The sequence below is a fragment of the Kitasatospora griseola genome, from assembly GCF_044999035.1.
Taxonomy (GTDB): domain Bacteria; phylum Actinomycetota; class Actinomycetes; order Streptomycetales; family Streptomycetaceae; genus Kitasatospora; species Kitasatospora griseola.
Genome location: NZ_CP173360.1, coordinates 5,450,208 through 5,464,460 on the forward strand (window position 1 = coordinate 5,450,208; position 14,253 = coordinate 5,464,460).

The 14,253-nt window shown below is 72.8% G+C and carries 14 protein-coding genes and 1 tRNA gene; 5 read left to right on the plus strand and 10 right to left on the minus strand.

The window, feature by feature from the left end; translation table 11 throughout:
* Nucleotides 1-44 precede the first annotated feature (44 nt).
* Entirely contained in the window at nt 45-1,547 is a 1,503-nt protein-coding gene (locus ACI1MP_RS24825) for a tetratricopeptide repeat protein (RefSeq protein WP_380341596.1), read from the minus strand.
* A 332-nt stretch (nt 1,548-1,879) separates the two neighbouring features.
* Here ACI1MP_RS24825 and ACI1MP_RS24830 point away from each other — a divergent pair, with 332 nt between their 5' ends.
* The 4 genes from ACI1MP_RS24830 to ACI1MP_RS24845 all read left to right on the plus strand — a co-directional run bounded on the left by ACI1MP_RS24830 (nt 1,880) and on the right by ACI1MP_RS24845 (nt 4,477).
* The gene (locus ACI1MP_RS24830) at nt 1,880-2,344 is read left to right on the plus strand and encodes a hypothetical protein (protein WP_404869501.1); all 465 of its coding nucleotides are present in this window, start codon (nt 1,880-1,882) and stop codon (nt 2,342-2,344) included.
* A 155-nt stretch (nt 2,345-2,499) separates the two neighbouring features.
* On the plus strand, nt 2,500-3,072 hold the full coding sequence (locus ACI1MP_RS24835) for a DUF6232 family protein (RefSeq protein WP_100588685.1): 573 nt from the start codon (nt 2,500-2,502) through the stop codon (nt 3,070-3,072).
* Entirely contained in the window at nt 3,069-3,428 is a 360-nt protein-coding gene (locus ACI1MP_RS24840; protein WP_100588686.1) for a hypothetical protein, read from the plus strand. The genes ACI1MP_RS24835 and ACI1MP_RS24840 overlap by 4 nt, the downstream gene beginning before the upstream one ends.
* Nucleotides 3,429-3,592: 164 nt before the next feature.
* Nucleotides 3,593-4,477, plus strand: coding sequence for a spermidine synthase (locus ACI1MP_RS24845; protein WP_380341589.1), 885 nt, complete (start codon nt 3,593-3,595; stop codon nt 4,475-4,477).
* Between the two features lie 15 nt (nt 4,478-4,492).
* Here ACI1MP_RS24845 and ACI1MP_RS24850 read toward each other — a convergent pair whose 3' ends face one another.
* The 6 genes from ACI1MP_RS24850 to ACI1MP_RS24875 form a co-directional block, all read right to left on the minus strand.
* Entirely contained in the window at nt 4,493-5,047 is a 555-nt protein-coding gene (locus tag ACI1MP_RS24850) for a Uma2 family endonuclease (protein ID WP_404869502.1), read from the minus strand.
* Nucleotides 5,048-5,051: 4 nt separating this feature from the next.
* The gene (locus tag ACI1MP_RS24855; protein WP_404869503.1) at nt 5,052-5,783 is read right to left on the minus strand and encodes a hypothetical protein; all 732 of its coding nucleotides are present in this window, start codon (nt 5,781-5,783) and stop codon (nt 5,052-5,054) included.
* A gap of 77 nt (nt 5,784-5,860) precedes the next feature.
* On the minus strand, nt 5,861-7,330 hold the full coding sequence (locus ACI1MP_RS24860) for a glycoside hydrolase family 1 protein (protein WP_404869504.1): 1,470 nt from the start codon (nt 7,328-7,330) through the stop codon (nt 5,861-5,863).
* Nucleotides 7,331-7,382: 52 nt separating this feature from the next.
* Complete coding sequence (locus ACI1MP_RS24865) at nt 7,383-8,297, minus strand: carbohydrate ABC transporter permease (protein WP_380341577.1); 915 nt, start codon at nt 8,295-8,297, stop codon at nt 7,383-7,385.
* Nucleotide 8,298: 1 nt separating this feature from the next.
* Nucleotides 8,299-9,267 carry a carbohydrate ABC transporter permease gene (locus ACI1MP_RS24870; RefSeq protein ID WP_380341574.1) on the minus strand — a complete coding sequence of 323 codons (969 nt, stop codon included), beginning with the start codon at nt 9,265-9,267 and terminating at the stop codon, nt 8,299-8,301.
* Nucleotides 9,268-9,376: 109 nt separating this feature from the next.
* Nucleotides 9,377-10,699, minus strand: a complete 1,323-nt coding sequence (locus ACI1MP_RS24875) for an ABC transporter substrate-binding protein (protein ID WP_404869505.1) — start codon at nt 10,697-10,699, stop codon at nt 9,377-9,379.
* A 540-nt stretch (nt 10,700-11,239) separates the two neighbouring features.
* On the opposite strand from ACI1MP_RS24875, the gene ACI1MP_RS24880 reads away from it, so the two are divergent.
* Entirely contained in the window at nt 11,240-12,304 is a 1,065-nt protein-coding gene (locus ACI1MP_RS24880; RefSeq protein WP_404869506.1) for a LacI family DNA-binding transcriptional regulator, read from the plus strand.
* A gap of 261 nt (nt 12,305-12,565) precedes the next feature.
* Here the strand turns inward: ACI1MP_RS24880 and ACI1MP_RS24885 are convergent, their stop codons facing one another.
* From ACI1MP_RS24885 to orn, 3 genes are all read right to left on the minus strand, one after another.
* Entirely contained in the window at nt 12,566-13,012 is a 447-nt protein-coding gene (locus ACI1MP_RS24885; protein ID WP_043914047.1) for a DUF4442 domain-containing protein, read from the minus strand.
* Between the two features lie 290 nt (nt 13,013-13,302).
* Nucleotides 13,303-13,378 (minus strand) — tRNA-His (locus ACI1MP_RS24890).
* Between the two features lie 114 nt (nt 13,379-13,492).
* Entirely contained in the window at nt 13,493-14,095 is a 603-nt protein-coding gene (orn, locus tag ACI1MP_RS24895; RefSeq protein ID WP_043914045.1) for an oligoribonuclease, read from the minus strand.
* Nucleotides 14,096-14,253: the final 158 nt, after the last annotated feature.

The following is a 14,253-nucleotide window of genomic DNA, read 5'->3' on the forward strand; positions in this document are numbered from 1 at the left end:
GGCCGGACCGGCCGGCCGGGCCCCGGCGCTCCGGCCGGCCGTGGTCAGGCGGCCGCGGCGTCGTCGTAGCCCGCCAGGAACTCCCGCACCTCCGCCACGGCGGAGTGCTCGCGCAGACGGTCCGCGGTGTGCGCCAGCATGCCGCGGATCCGCGCCGAACGGACCTGGCCGAGCAGCGCCACCACCTCCGACCCCTGCACGGCCGCGCCCGCCAGATCGCCCCGGCCCAGCCGGTCGTGCGCCAACTCGGCAGTGTACAGCGCCCGGTTGCGGACGAAGTGCGGGTGCTGCAGCCCGACCGCCTGCTCTGCCTGGACGATCGCCCGCTTCCAGTCGCCGAGCAACGACCAGCACTGCGCCTCCTGGCCGGCCAGCTCCGCCTCCCCGAAGAAGGACATCCACTCCGGGTCGGCGTCCTGCGGCCCACGGTCGAACAGCGTGTACGCCCGGGACAGCGCCCGCTGGTAGGCGCCCCGGTCGCCGAGCAGTGCCCAGCTGCAGGCCTCGCGCAGCGCCAGCAGCGAACGCAGCCGGTCCGAGCCCAGGCCGAGGGCCGCGGCCTGCCCGGCCTGGGCGGCCCGCAGCGACTCCCGGGCCTGGCCGGTCTCCCGGGCCAGGAAGGCGATGTTGCTGAACACGTGTGCCTCCAGGTGCGGGTCCTGGGCCATCCGGGCGGTCGCCAACGCCTCCGAGTAGAACGAACGGGCGTCCATCGGCCGGCTCGAGTCGTGCGCCAACCAGCCCACCGAGATGGCGAGTTCGCCGGCGGCGCACTGCAGGCGCCGCTCGGTCTCGGTGCTGTACTCGCCGTCGTTGAGCAGCACGTAGGCACTGCGCAGCGACTGGCCGGCCAGCTCGAACAGGGTGTCCGCGCCGTGCACGTCGTCGAGCAGCCGGATGTCGCGGACCGCCTGCTCGACGCCGCGCACCTCGGCCGCGCCCACCCGGTGGCGCTCCGGCGGTGGGGGCAGGGCGGCGGGTGGTGGCGGGGCCGCGGGCTGCGGCGATCCGCCCATGCCGAGCGCGGTCGCCATCGCGGCGGAGCCGCCGTTCAGGAACGTTCGGCGAAGCACGTCGTCCTCCTCGTCAGAGCGGTGCGACAGGTCCGGCGGACCCGCCGGGGTGGCCGGGTCGGGGAGTTGTTGCGTGGCAGGTCGGGCGGGCGGTGCGGGCACCGGGTGGGCGGCCCCGCCGGTGTGGGGTTCGGCGACGCCGGTGCCGGTGCCGGTGCCGGGTTCGATGTCGGGTTCGGCGTTCGGCAGCTGGCGGCGGACCGTCTTGCGCGGGGCGAACCCGAGGTCCGCCAGCGACTTCTCCGGCCACATGTGCCGGAACACCCGCTGGTAGGCGTAGTTGGGGCAGCGGATCTCGCCGGCCTCCACCCGCCCGACGTAGCGCGCGTCGCACGACACGTGCTCGCCGATCTCCCGGGCGGCCCGGCGGACCAGCGTGGCGAACTCCCTCGGCGAGAGGTCGCCGCGCAGTTCCCGCATCGCCCGGTTGGGGACGGGAGCCGGACGGGGCTCGCCGGTCCGCGTGGCTGCCATGCTGCACTCCGAGATCGTGCCGGCGAGGTCGCGCCGGTCTCCGGTGGGGCCGTCGCGTCGGCACGACAGTACCCGTAGTTACTCGGCGTACACAGTGAGTTGCCTGGTGGAGGTGGGGCAATTATGGACAATACGGACGCAGTTGCCGTGTTCCGCCATGAAATGCCATGGCTTGCCGTATCGAAGGCCGTGGCCTGGAGGCCCGGTCGCGCGTTGTCCTGATACATGGACACCGGCGGTACGGGCCCCCTCCCGTGCCGGCCCCCGTCGCCGAACCGGGCGGCGGAGCGCCCTCCGGTGTCCGCGCGACCCCAGGCGACAGGAGGTCCCCCATGGCCACCGGAGTTCCCCAGTACCGCCGCCCGGCTGCCCCGGCCGTGCTGCCCACCTCCGCCGTGCCGCCCGTCCCGTCGGCCGTCTCCGCCTGTGCCGGTACCGGTCCGGGCGGTGGCGTGGTCGGGCGGGTCGTCCAGTACGACACCGTGACGGTGCAGGTCCGGCACGGGCTCGAAGCGGTCGACATCCTCCGCCTGCGGCGCGCCTGCGGGGCCGTCCAGCAGAGCTCCGGCGGCTCGGCCATCGCCTTCCTCGTCCCGGCCGGCACCGCGCTGCGCTGGCACCTGCCCGGTTCGACCTGTACCCCGGGGGCCGACCTGCTCCCGCCCACCGACCCGTGCTGGATCATCCCGCCCGGCGGCCCCCAGCACTGCGTCCGCCCCACCGACGCCTGGGTGCTCCGCTCGGCCCTCTGCGAAGCCGCCACCACCCTCGCCGCGGGCGGGCTCGGCCCGCTCTGAGCAGGTCCGTGCAAATGCCTGGCCATGCTTGACGGGCGCTCATATAGTGTGCGACACGCGCGACTTGGGGGATGATGCGAGTGTCTCAGAACGTTCCCGGGCAAGTGCCGCCGACACCACCGCCGACACCACCGGTACCGCCGCCGGTGCCGCCGATGCCGGCCTTCCGACCGGGGCAGATCGAGCTCCGGATCGACCGGCGGACGCTGTGGATCGGCCAGGCCGCCTATCCGCTGGACAACATCGCCCGGGTGTTCCCCGTGGTCCTGAACCCCCGGTACGGGGAGGCCTTCGCACGCTTCGGCCGACGGGTCGCCATCACCGTGACCGTCGCGTTCGTGCTGGCTGCCATGGGGAACCTGTCCATCCAGCTGACCGGGTCGTCCTCGTCGAGGCAGGACAGCTCCTCCTCGCTCACCGGGACGGTGGTGACGTTCTCGCTGATCGTCCTGGCCGTCCACGTCATCAACCTGCTCCAGGTGGTGCTGCAGAAGCCGCAGCACGCGGTCGCCATCGAGACCAACGGAACCTCGGTCGCCCTGGTCACGGCACCCGACGCCCAGCGTCGGCTGGCCCTGACCGTGCAGCTCGCCGCGGCCATCGACAATCCGGGGGCCGCCACCCTCGCCCTCCACGTCGACACCCTGTCGATCAACCCGGCGCACTACTACTTCGGCGACACCGTCAACGTCCACGGCACCGGCAACGTCGGAAGGATCAACACGTGAGCGGCGAGCAGCACTTCTACCTCGGCAACGTCACCAACGTCAGCGGCAGCGGGAACATCGGCTCGGTCAACTTCGGCGGCACCGCGCAGCCGGGGCCCGAGCAGCTCGCCCTGCTCCGCACCCTGGTCGCCGACCTGCGGCAGCACGTCCCGGGGCCGGAAGGACAGCAGCTGGACCAGACGCTCACCGACCTCGACCCGGCGAGCGCCCCGGCCGGGGAGACCGCGGACCAGCGCGGGGCGCGGCTGAACCGGGCGCTGGAGACCGCGCGGCGGGTCGCCGAGACGGCGCGCAGTCTGGGGCCCGGGGTGGTCGAGCTGGCCAATCGGATCATCGGGATGGCATCGGGGGCCTGAGGGTTCTGCCTGGGCGGTGGGCTGTGCTTGGTTGCGCGGCGGGCGGCGCTTGGTTCGCGGCGCTTGGTGTGCTGTGGGCCGCGGTCTGCGGGTGGCGGGCGGGGTGCGGTCGCGGGGTGCGGTCGCTGCGGGCGGGGTTCGGGTGATCATCGGATAATGGGCGCATGGGCCGCTCACGTACCACTCCCGCCCCCGCCGTCCCCGGCCGCACGCACACCGAGGGCCCGCTGACCGCGACGGTCGCCTCCGGCGCCGCCGAACTGCGCCCCGACCGCGACCGGCCGCACGCCTGGCAACTCGTCCTCGACGGCGCCCCGCAATCGCTGGTCGACCTCGCCGACCCGACCCACCTCGGGTTCGAGTACCAGCGGCGGATCGGTCACCTGATCGACCTCGCCGCCCCCGCGCGCCAGCCGATCTCGGTGCTCCACCTCGGCGGCGGCGCGCTCACCCTGGCCCGCTACACGGCTGTCACCCGGCCGCGCTCCCGGCAGCAGGTCGCCGAGATCGACACCGCGCTCACCGAACTCGTCCGCACCGAGCTGCCGCTCGACCGCGGCTGGCAGATCCGGGTCCGCGGCGGCGACGCCCGCGCCGTCCTGGAACGCACCCCCGAGGGCTCCACCGACCTGGTGATCGCCGACGTCTTCGCCGGAGCCCGGGTCCCGGCCCACTGCGCCACCGTCGAGTTCGCCCGGCTCGCCGCGCAGGCCCTCACGGCCACCGGCCGCTACACCGCCAACATCACCGACGGCGGCCAACTCGCCTTCGCCCGTGCCCAGGCCGCGACCCTGCTGGCCGTCTTCCCCGAGGTCTGCCTGATCGCCGACCCAGCCGTCCTGCGCGGCAAGCGCTTCGGCAACCTCGTCCTGGCCGCCGCCCACACCCCCCTCCCGCTCACCGACCTCACCCGCCGCCTGGCCGCAGACGCCGCCCAGGCCCGCCTGCTCCACGCCCGCGACCTCACCGACTTCGTCGCCGGCGCAACCCCCGTCCCCGACACCCAGGCCGTCCAGTCCCCGCCTCCGCCCCCGAAGGCCTTCGGCTGACCTGCTGGCGAGCGGTCAGCGCAGCAGCACGGCCGGGTCGAGTTCGAGCCGGAACGGTTCGGTGAGTGCGGTGCTCTCGCCGGGCTGGACGGTGCGGTCGAGGTAGTCGCCGTGTTCCAGCCGCCCGAGGTGGAGGCGCGGCGCGGCGGCGAGACGCCAGTAGTGCGGGATGCCCGCCGCCGCGTAGCGGCCGGGCTTCGTCCTGCGGTCGATGACCCGAGTGGACGGGGAGGCGATCTCGACGGCCACGACGACGTCGTCCGCGTGCAGGGCGGAGCCGGCCTCGGCGGCTGCGGCGGCGTCGACGACGACCAGGTCGGGGATCAGCAGGCCGTCCGGGACGAGGACGTTGACGGCCGACAGTGCCTCGAACGGTGCGTCGGCGGTTGTGAGGGCGGAGGCCGGCAGCGCGCAGAGGCGGGTGGCGGCCCGCTGGTGCGGGACGTCGGGGTGTGGGGTCAGCAGCAGGGATCCGCCGACCAGTTCGATTCGCCGGTGGGTGTCCTCGGGCAGGGTGCGCAGGTCTTCGACCGTCCACGGGCCGGGGTGGGCGGGGAGCGCCGGGTGCATGGGGTCAGTGTCCGCCCGGGAGGCCGCGGTGCTTGTAGGTGGCGGCGGCGGTGAGGAGGAGGCCGGCGGCGATGGGGAGCAGGACGGCGGCGGTGGAGTCGCCGTCGTCGGGGTCGGCGGGGTCGGCCGCGGTGAGGGCGAGGGGGGCGTCGCCCTCGGGGGTGGGGGTGGAGGGCGGGGGGAGCCGGTCGGGCGTGGTGGTGGTGAGGTTGTCGACATGCCGGCGGGACGGGATCGGGGTGGCCTGGTCGGGTGCCGGGTCGGCGGGGGGGTTGGGGGCCGAGGCCCGGGCTGCGGGTTTGCCGGGACGGCCTTCGGCGGGGCCGGAGCGGGAGGCGCGGTCCTCGGTGCGGTCCTGCGAGGGGATGGCGGAGAGCAGGCGGGCGGCGATGGCGAAGGCGTCGGGGCCGTCGGCGTGCTGGCCGGGGAGCGGGAGTTCACCGGTGCCGAGGTGCTGCTGAATCACGGTGCCGAGTTCGCCGACCGCACCGTCCAGGGCGGGCCCGGTGCTGCCGAGCAGCCCGCTCTCGTCGGCGGGGGAGCCCGGCCCGAGGGTGCGGGCGCGGGTGCTGAGGCCGGCCCGGCCGCTCTCGGCGGCCTGGGCGTCGGAGGTGCCGAGGGCCAGGCCGAGCAGCTGGACGGCGAGTATCCCGCTCGCCGCCAGCGCCCCGGGCCGGCCCCACCGGTGCCGAGGGGTGTCCGAACGTCGCAGCCGTTTCGCGTGGTTGGTTCGCACACCAGGGGAGAACGAGCCGGGCCCCCGGCAGTCACGCCCGTCGCTCACACTCCGTCACATCGAGTGGAGGGCGGAGGTCAGTCGAGCCCCCCGCGTCGGATCACCCCCGTGTACCAGTGGGCGCTGGACTTGGGGGTGCGCCGCTGGGTCTCGTAGTCGACGTGCACGATGCCGAAGCGCTTGTCGTAGCCGTACGCCCACTCGAAGTTGTCCATCAGCGACCAGAGGTAGTAGCCGCGGACGTCCGCCCCGGCGGCGATCGCGTCGGCCACCGCCGACAGGTGCAGCCGGAGGTAGCGGATCCGCTCCGGGTCGTCGACCCGGCCGTCCGGGCCGACCACGTCCTCGAAGGCGGCGCCGTTCTCGGTGACCATCAGCGGCAGGCCGAAGTCGCGGTGCATGCCGATCAGCGACTCGGACAGGCCGGTGGCGTCGATCGGCCAACCCATCGCGGTGAGGTCGTCGTTGGCGAGGTGGAAGACCACGTCCTCGGCGCCGGGCCAGGGGCTGTGCGCGCTGTCGCCGTGGCCGTCGAAGCGGGCGGGCCCACCGGTGTCCTCGGGGTTCTCGACGGGAGCCTTCCGCGGGGCCGAGACGACCGTCGGGTTGTAGTAGTTGAGGCCGAGCAGGTCGATCGGCCGGCCGATCTCGGCCTCGTCGCCGGGCCGGACCAGTTCGTCCCAGTCGACGATCGAGGCGGTGTCGGCGATCAGGTCCGCCGGGTAGCCGCCGCCGAACATGGGGCCGGTCCAGATCCGGTTGCCGACGGCCTCGATCCGGCGGGCCGCCTCCCGGTCCTCGGGGCGGTCGGTGAGCGGGCGGACCAGGTGCAGGTTGAGCGAGACGCCGATCTGCGCGGAGGCGGGCAGCAGTTCGCGCAGCGCGCCGACGGCCAGGCCGTGGCCGAGGTTGAGGTGGTGGGCGGCCCTGAGGGCGTCCGCCGGGTTGGTGCGGCCGGGCGCGTGCACGCCGGAGCCGTAGCCCAGGAAGGCGCTGCACCAGGGCTCGTTGAGGGTGGTCCAGAGCGGGACCCGGTCGCCGAGCGCACGGGCGGCGATCGACGCGTACTCGGCGAAGCGGTGGGCGGTCTCGCGGATCGGCCAGCCGCCGGCCTGCTCCAGGTCCTCCGGGAGGTCCCAGTGGTAGAGGGTGGCGACGGGGGAGATGCCGTGCTCCAGCAGGGTGTCCACCAGGGCCCGGTAGAAGTCGAGTCCGCGTTCCACGGCGGGGCCGCGGCCGGTCGGCTGGATCCGCGGCCAGGAGAGCGAGAACCGGTACGAGGTGAGGCCGAGGTCGGCCATCAGCCGGACGTCCTCGCGGAAGCGGTGGTAGTGGTCCACCGCGATGTCGCCGGTGTCGCCGTTCGCGACCTTCCCGGGGGTGCGGCTGAAGGTGTCCCAGATGGAGGGAGTGCGGCCGTCCTCGGCGACGGCGCCCTCGATCTGGTAGGCCGCGGTGGCGGCGCCCCAGGCGAAGCCGGACGGGAAGGCGCCCCGGGGGGCCGCGGCGGCGGCGTGGGAGGCGGTGGTCGGATCGGTCATGGTCATACGGGAGCGCTCCCATGGCTGAGGAATGGACAGGGCGGGGTCTTCCGGAGGGTCAGCTCTTGACGGCGCCGGACGTGATCCCGCCGACAATGTGCTTCCCCAGAACGGCGAATATCAGTAGCAGCGGCAGGGTGCCGACCAACGCGCCGGTCATGACCACGGCCTGGTTGATGTCGTGGCCCGAGCCGCCACCGATCGCCGAGAGCGCGACCTGCACGGTCGGGTTCTGCTGGGTGAGGACCACGAAGGGCCAGAAGAAGTCGTTCCAGGACTGCACGAACACCAGCATGCCGAGCACCGCCATCGCGGGCCGGGCCACCGGGAACACCACGTGCCAGATGATCCGCAGGCTGTGCGCGCCGTCCACCCGGGCCGCCTCGATCAGCTCGAACGGCAGTGCCTCGGACAGGAATTGACGCATGAAGAAGACGCCGAACGCGGCCACCAGCGAGGGCAGGATCACCGACTGCAGGTGGTTCCCCCAGTCCAGCTCGGTGATGATCCGGTAGAGCGGGATCACGCTGAGCTGCGGCGGGACGGTCATGGTGGCGACCACCAGGGTGAGCAGCGCGTTCCGGCCGCGGAAGCGCAGCTTGGCGAAGGCGAAGCCGGCCAGCGTGGAGAACAGCACCGTGGACAGCGCCACACAGCCCGCCACCACGGTGGAGTTCAGCAGTGCGGTGCCCATCTCGGCCTGCTCCCAGGCGGTGGAGACGTTGGTCCACAGCTGGCCTCCGGGCACCATCGGCGGCGGTGACTGGGCCACCCGCTCGCCGGTGTTCGAGGCCGCGACGAAGGTCCAGTACAGCGGGAACAGCGAGATCACCGCGGCGACGGCCAGCAGCAGGTAGGCGACCGGGCCGGCCTTGTCGTGCTCGCCGGCCCGGCGGCGGAACAGGCCGCGCGGACGTTCCCGCTCGGTGGGCCGGGCGCTGCCGGCGGTGGGGGTGGACAGGGTGGCGGCCATGTCAGCCTCCCAGCTCGTGGCGCTTGCGGTAACGGGTGATCAGGAACTGCACCAGGCCGACCAGCAGCAGGAGCAGCAGCATCGTCCAGGCCACCGCCGAGGCGCGACCCAACTGGCGCGACGGCCAGCCCAGTTCGTACATGTACAGGCTGAGCGTCTGGAACTGGTGCGCGGAGCCGCCGGAGACCCCCACCCCGCCGCCGAACAGCAGCGGCTCGCCGAACAGCTGGGTCGCGCCGATGCTGGAGACGATGATCGTGAACAGGATGGTCGGCCGGATCGACGGGACGGTGATCCGGGTGAACTGCTGCCAGCGGTTGGCCCCGTCCAGACCGGCCGCCTCGTACAGGTCCTTCGGCACCGCCTGCATCGCGGCCAGGTAGATCAGCGCGTTGTAGCCGGTCCAGCGCCAGGTCACGATGGCGGAGATGGCGATCTGCGAGGGCCAGGTGTCGGCGTACCAGTTGGTGTGGTGGACGCCGACCGCGTCCAGCGCCCAGTTGATGAACCCGTAGTCCGGGTTGAACAGTTGGACGAACACCAGGGTCGCGGCGGCGATCGAGGTGGCGTACGGGGCGAGGATCGCGACCCGGAAGAAACCGCGGGCCCGCATCCGGTAGTTCAGCAGGTGGGCGAGCCCCAGCGCCATCAGCAGCTGCGGGACGGTGGAGATCACCCCGATCGTGAAGGTGTTGCGCAGCGCCGTCCAGAACTGGTCGTTGGACCACAGCCGGGTGTAGTTGCCGAGGCCCCTCCACTCCATCACGTCGGGCTTCAGCAGGTCGACGTAGTGCAGCGACAGCCAGCCCGTCCAGATCAGCGGGAACAGGCCGAAGGCGGCGAAGCAGAGGAAGAACGGGGCGATGAAGGCGTACGGGGAGGCCTTCAGGTCGAACCGGTACAGGCGGGAGCGCCAGGCGGGGCGCGCCGGGGCGACGGGCGAGGCCTCGGCGCGGACGTTGGTGGCCACTTGGGGTTTCCTTCCCGGAGGTGGCGAGGGGGCGGCGGAACGGCGCCCGGCCGGGTGGGCGGACCCGGCCGGGCAGTTGGGATCGGTCACCGGCGCGTGCCGGCCCGGATCAGTGGCCGACCTTGTCGTCGACCAGCTTGGTGACGTTGCTCCAGGCCTTGGCCGGGTCGGTGCCGTGCTCCTCGATGTCGAGGACACCGTTGTCGGTGATGATCGTCTTCACGTTGCCGTCCTGCTCACCGATCGGCGCCGGCTTGATGGAGGTGGCGGACGCGGCGAAGATCTGGCCGGTCGGGGCGTTGCTGAAGTACTCCAGCTTGGCGCCCTGGACGGCGGGCTGCTGCAGGCCGCCCACGGTGGAGGGCAGGTTGCCGACCTTGGTGAAGACCTTGGCCTGCTGCTCCGGCGCGGTCAGCCAGGCGGCCAGTTCGGTGGCCTCCTTGATGTGCTTGCCGGCCTTCGGGACGGTCAGGAAGGCGCCACCCCAGTTCGAGGCGACCGGCGCGGCGGCGACGTCCCACTTGCCCTTGCCGGCCTCGCCGCCGTACTTGCTGAGGGAGGAGGTCATCCAGGACGGGCAGACCACGGCGGCGAACTTGGCGTTCGCGACGGCCGCGTTCCACGGCTCCTGGAACTGGCGCAGGCCGGCGCTGATCTTCGCCTTCGAGGCGGAGACCGCGAGGTCCCAGGCGGTCTTCACACCGGCGCTGGTCTTGTAGACGAGCTTGCCGGAGGAGTCCGAGTACTGCTCCGGCTGGGCCGACAGCACGGCGTTGAACAGGCCGGAGGCCGAGTCGGTGAAGAAAGTGCCGGCCGGGGCGTTCTGCTGGAACTGCTGGCCGACCGAGACGAACTTCGACCAGTCGCCCGTCCACAGCTTGCCGACCTGCTCGCGGTCGGTCGGCAGGCCGGCCTGCTGGAACAGGTCGGTGCGGTAGCAGATCGCCATCGGGCCGATGTCGGTGCCCAGGCCGATCAGCGCCCCGGACGGGGTGGTGGCCTGCTGCGACTTCCAGGGCAGCCAGTTGGAGGCGTTGACGCCCTCGGCCTTGCCGAGGTCGACGAACTTGTCGCCCAGGGTGTTGGTGGCCTGCGCGATGTAGCCGACCTCGACCGCCTGGATGTCGGACAGACCGCTGCCGGACGCCAGGTGGGTGGTCAGCGCGTCCCAGTACTTCTGGCCGTCCTGGACGGTGTCGTACTTGATCGTGACGTTCGGGTGCGCGGCCATGTACTCGTCGTACAGGCCGGCCTCCTTGTAACCGAAGGTGCCGAAGTCGCCGACGGTCAGGGTGATCTTCGCGTTGGCGTCGCTCGATCCGCTGCCGCCGCTGTCCGAGCCGGACGAGCAGGCCGAGAGCAGCAGCGCGGAGGCGGCCACGGCCACGGTGGCGAGGACGGCGGCTCTGCGGGGGCGGGAGGTGGTGCGCATGGGGGCGAACTCCTTTGTCCGGGTGGTGATCCGGGTCTTCCGGGGTGGAGCGGAGAGGTTCAGGGATGTTCTCTGTGCGCCGAATGTTGGCTACAGTGTGGGAGCGCTCCCACAATTGGCATGCCGGAAGGTTGCTGGGTCGCGGGGGTGAGTGTCAAGACGTGGTGACGCAAACGTTGCCGGAGCGTTTCCGGCACCGGGGCTCCGTCGGGCGGCGCGGTGGTGAGGGTGCCGGCGTCGGGGCTGCGGCGGTGGCTGCGGGTTTCTCGACGGCGGGACGGTGCCGGGATTCAGGCTGCCCGGGCGGCGGGCGCGGGTTGCCCCGAAGGTCGGGTGCGAGTTGCCCGGGGGCGGGCGTGGGTTGCCCGGGGCTCGGGGTGCGGTCCGCCCCGGATGCTTGTGGGCGGCTCGGGACCGGCCACAATGAACCTTCCGCACTGGGGTGGGAGGCCCGGCCGGAACCGGTGCCGACCGTCCCGCCCTGCCCCGTTCGTTCCGTCCGCCCCGTCCCATCCGTCCCAGAGACCGAGAGGTGCAGCGATGAGCCCGACTGCACAGCGCCCCGAGGCACCCCACCCGGGTGCCGGGGGCAGAGCCGCCGCGCGCCCCACCCTGGAGGAGGTGGCCGCGCTGGCCGGCGTCGGCCGCGGCACCGTCTCCCGGGTCGTCAACGGCTCGCCCCGGGTCAGCGCCAAGGCCCGCGAGGCCGTCCAGAACGCCATCGCCGAACTCGGCTACGTCCCCAACCGGGCCGCCCGCACGCTGGTCACCTCGCGCACCGACTCCATCGCGCTGGTCGTCCCCGAGGCCGAGACCCGGCTGTTCTCGGAGCCGTACTTCTCCGACATCATCAGCGGCGTCTCGGCCGAACTCGCCGAGACCGACCTGCAGTTGCTGCTGATCCTGGTCCGCAACCAGCGTGAGCGCGAACGCCTCTCGGCCTACCTGACCGCCCAGCGGGTCGACGGCGTCCTGGTGGTGTCGGTGCACCGGGACGACCCGCTGCCCGCCCTGCTGGAGAGCCTGGAGATCCCGTCCGTGCTGGCCGGCCGGCGCGGCGACCTCGAACCGCTCAGCTACGTCCACGCCGACAACGCCGGCGGCGCCCGGATGGCTGTCCGGCACCTGCTGCGCCGCGGCTGCCGCCAGGTCGCCACCCTCACCGGACCGCTGGACATGGAGGTCGCCCAGGCCCGCCTCGGCGGCTACCGCCGGGCCCTGGAGGAGGCCGGGCACCCCTACGACGAGGAGCTGGTCGGCCTGGCGGACTTCACCGAGGAGGGCGGCCGGAACGCGATGCGCGAACTCCTGGAGCGGCGGCTCGACCTGGACGGCGTCTTCTGCGCGTCCGACGTGATGGCGGCCGGCGCCATGCAGGTGCTGCGGGCCGCCGGCCGACGGATCCCCGACGACGTCGCGGTGATCGGCTTCGACGACTCGATCGTGGCCCGGCACACCGATCCGCCGATGACCAGCGTGCGCCAGCCGATCGAGGAGATGGGGCGCACGATGGTCCGGCTGCTGCTGGACGAGATCGCCGAACGCGGCCGGGCGCGGCGGCAGGTGGTGCTGGCGACGGAGCTGATCGTTCGGGACTCGGCCTGAGGGCTGCCGAGGTGCTGCGTCGCTGCGCGCGGGTGGGGCCGGTGCGGGGTGCCGCGCGGGTGGGGCCGGTGCGGGGTGCGGGCCGCGCGGGTGGGGCCGGTGCGGGGTGCCGCGCGGGTGGGGCCGGTGCGGGGTGCGGGCCGCGCGGGTGGGGCCGGTGCGGTGCGTGGGGTGCGCGGGTGGGGCCGGTGCGGTGCGTGGGGTGCTGGGCTCGGGCCCGTGCTCGGTGTGCTGGTTCCGGGCCCGAGATTCCGGCGTGGGTCAGGAGTTGGGGCGGAGCGTCCAGACGATCTCCAGCACGCCGGTGACGGCGCCGTCCTCGCGGGTGATCTCCACGGTGATCGGGAACTCGGGGCGCTTGCCCTCGTCCAGCTCGGCGAGCACCTCGGCGACCGGGCGGCCCAGGGTGGCCGTGGCCGTCACCACGCCGCGGGCGAGCTTCTTGAACGAGATCTCGCCGACGGTGGGCAGCGGCACCGCGCGGCCCAGCTGGTCGCCGAACGCGGCCAGCACGATCGCGCCGCTCGCCGACTCGGCCAGCGTGAACATCGCCCCCGCGTGCGGTCCGCCCACGTGGTTGCGGTACTCCGGCAGGTCGGGCAGCCGCAGCACGGCCCGCTCCGGAGTGGTCTCCAGGTACTCCAGCTGCAGGGTCTTCACCATCGGGACGGTGTCGGTGAGCAGCTGGCCGATCGCAGTAGTGGTCATGGGGCCGATGTTACTGACAGGTAGCTTCGACGTCCATGGCGGAACGGGTCGCCGTTCGCACTGATCTCCCGTCAGGTGTGCGGGTGGACGTTCGGGCTCGGTACTCGCGGCTCGGTGCTCGCGGCTCGGTACTCATGGCTCGGCGCGCGAGGCTCTGCGTGCGTGGCTCTGCGTTCCGTGTGCGGGCCGGTTCGAATCGGGGCTCCGGCTCGGGGCGGACGCGGCGACAGGTGCGTGCGGAGACGCAAGAAGAGCCCTGGCCAATTCCCTTGGCCAGGGCCCTTCTTTGATGGGGTGAGCGACGGGACTCGAACCCGCGGCCACCTGGACCACAACCAGGTGCTCTACCAACTGAGCTACGCCCACCATCTGTCCGGCGCTTTCCCGCTTTCGCGTTCCCGCTCCGACAGAAAGAACTCTACAGGATGCTGAGGGGTGCTCGTGCCAGGGTTTTCCCGGCGGTCCGGACCCGAGCCCTGATCAGGTGGTGGGCACCTGGTGGCGGGCGGCGATCTCCCGGGCGGTGTCGGTGTCCGGACCGGGCTGCGGAACGAACACCGTCTCGCGGTAGTACCGGAGTTCGGCGATCGATTCGCGGATGTCCGCCAGCGCGCGGTGGCTGCCGCCCTTCTGCGGGCTGTTGTAGTAGGCGCGCGGGTACCAGCGGCGGGCGAGCTCCTTGATCGAGGAGACGTCCACGATCCGGTAGTGCAGGTGGCCCTCCAGCTCCGGCATGTCCCGGGACAGGAAGCCGCGGTCGGTGGCCACCGAGTTGCCGCACAGCGGCGTCTTGCCGGCCTCCGGCACGTGCTTGCGGATGTACGCCAGCACCTGCTCCTGTGCCTCGGCCATGGTCAGGCCGTCCGCGAGCTCGTCGAGCAGACCCGAGGCGGTGTGCATCTCCCGCACCACCTCGGGCATGTTCTCGAGCGCCTCGGCGGGCGGACGGATGATCACATCCACGCCTTCGCCGAGCACGTTCAGCTCGGAGTCGGTCACCAGGGCGGCGACCTCGATCAGGGCGTCCCGATCGAGGTCGAGGCCGGTCATCTCACAGTCGATCCATACCAAACGGTCATTCACGCCCCTCACCCTACGGCGCGATCACGCGCCCCCGACACCGCACGCGCCCCGTCCGGGCCGAAGTCCGCCGTCCCCCGCGCCCTGCGCTCCGGCTCGGTCTCCGGACGCACCGACTGCCGACCGCGCGCGCTCGGCTGCTGGCTGTCCGGGTCCTCCGC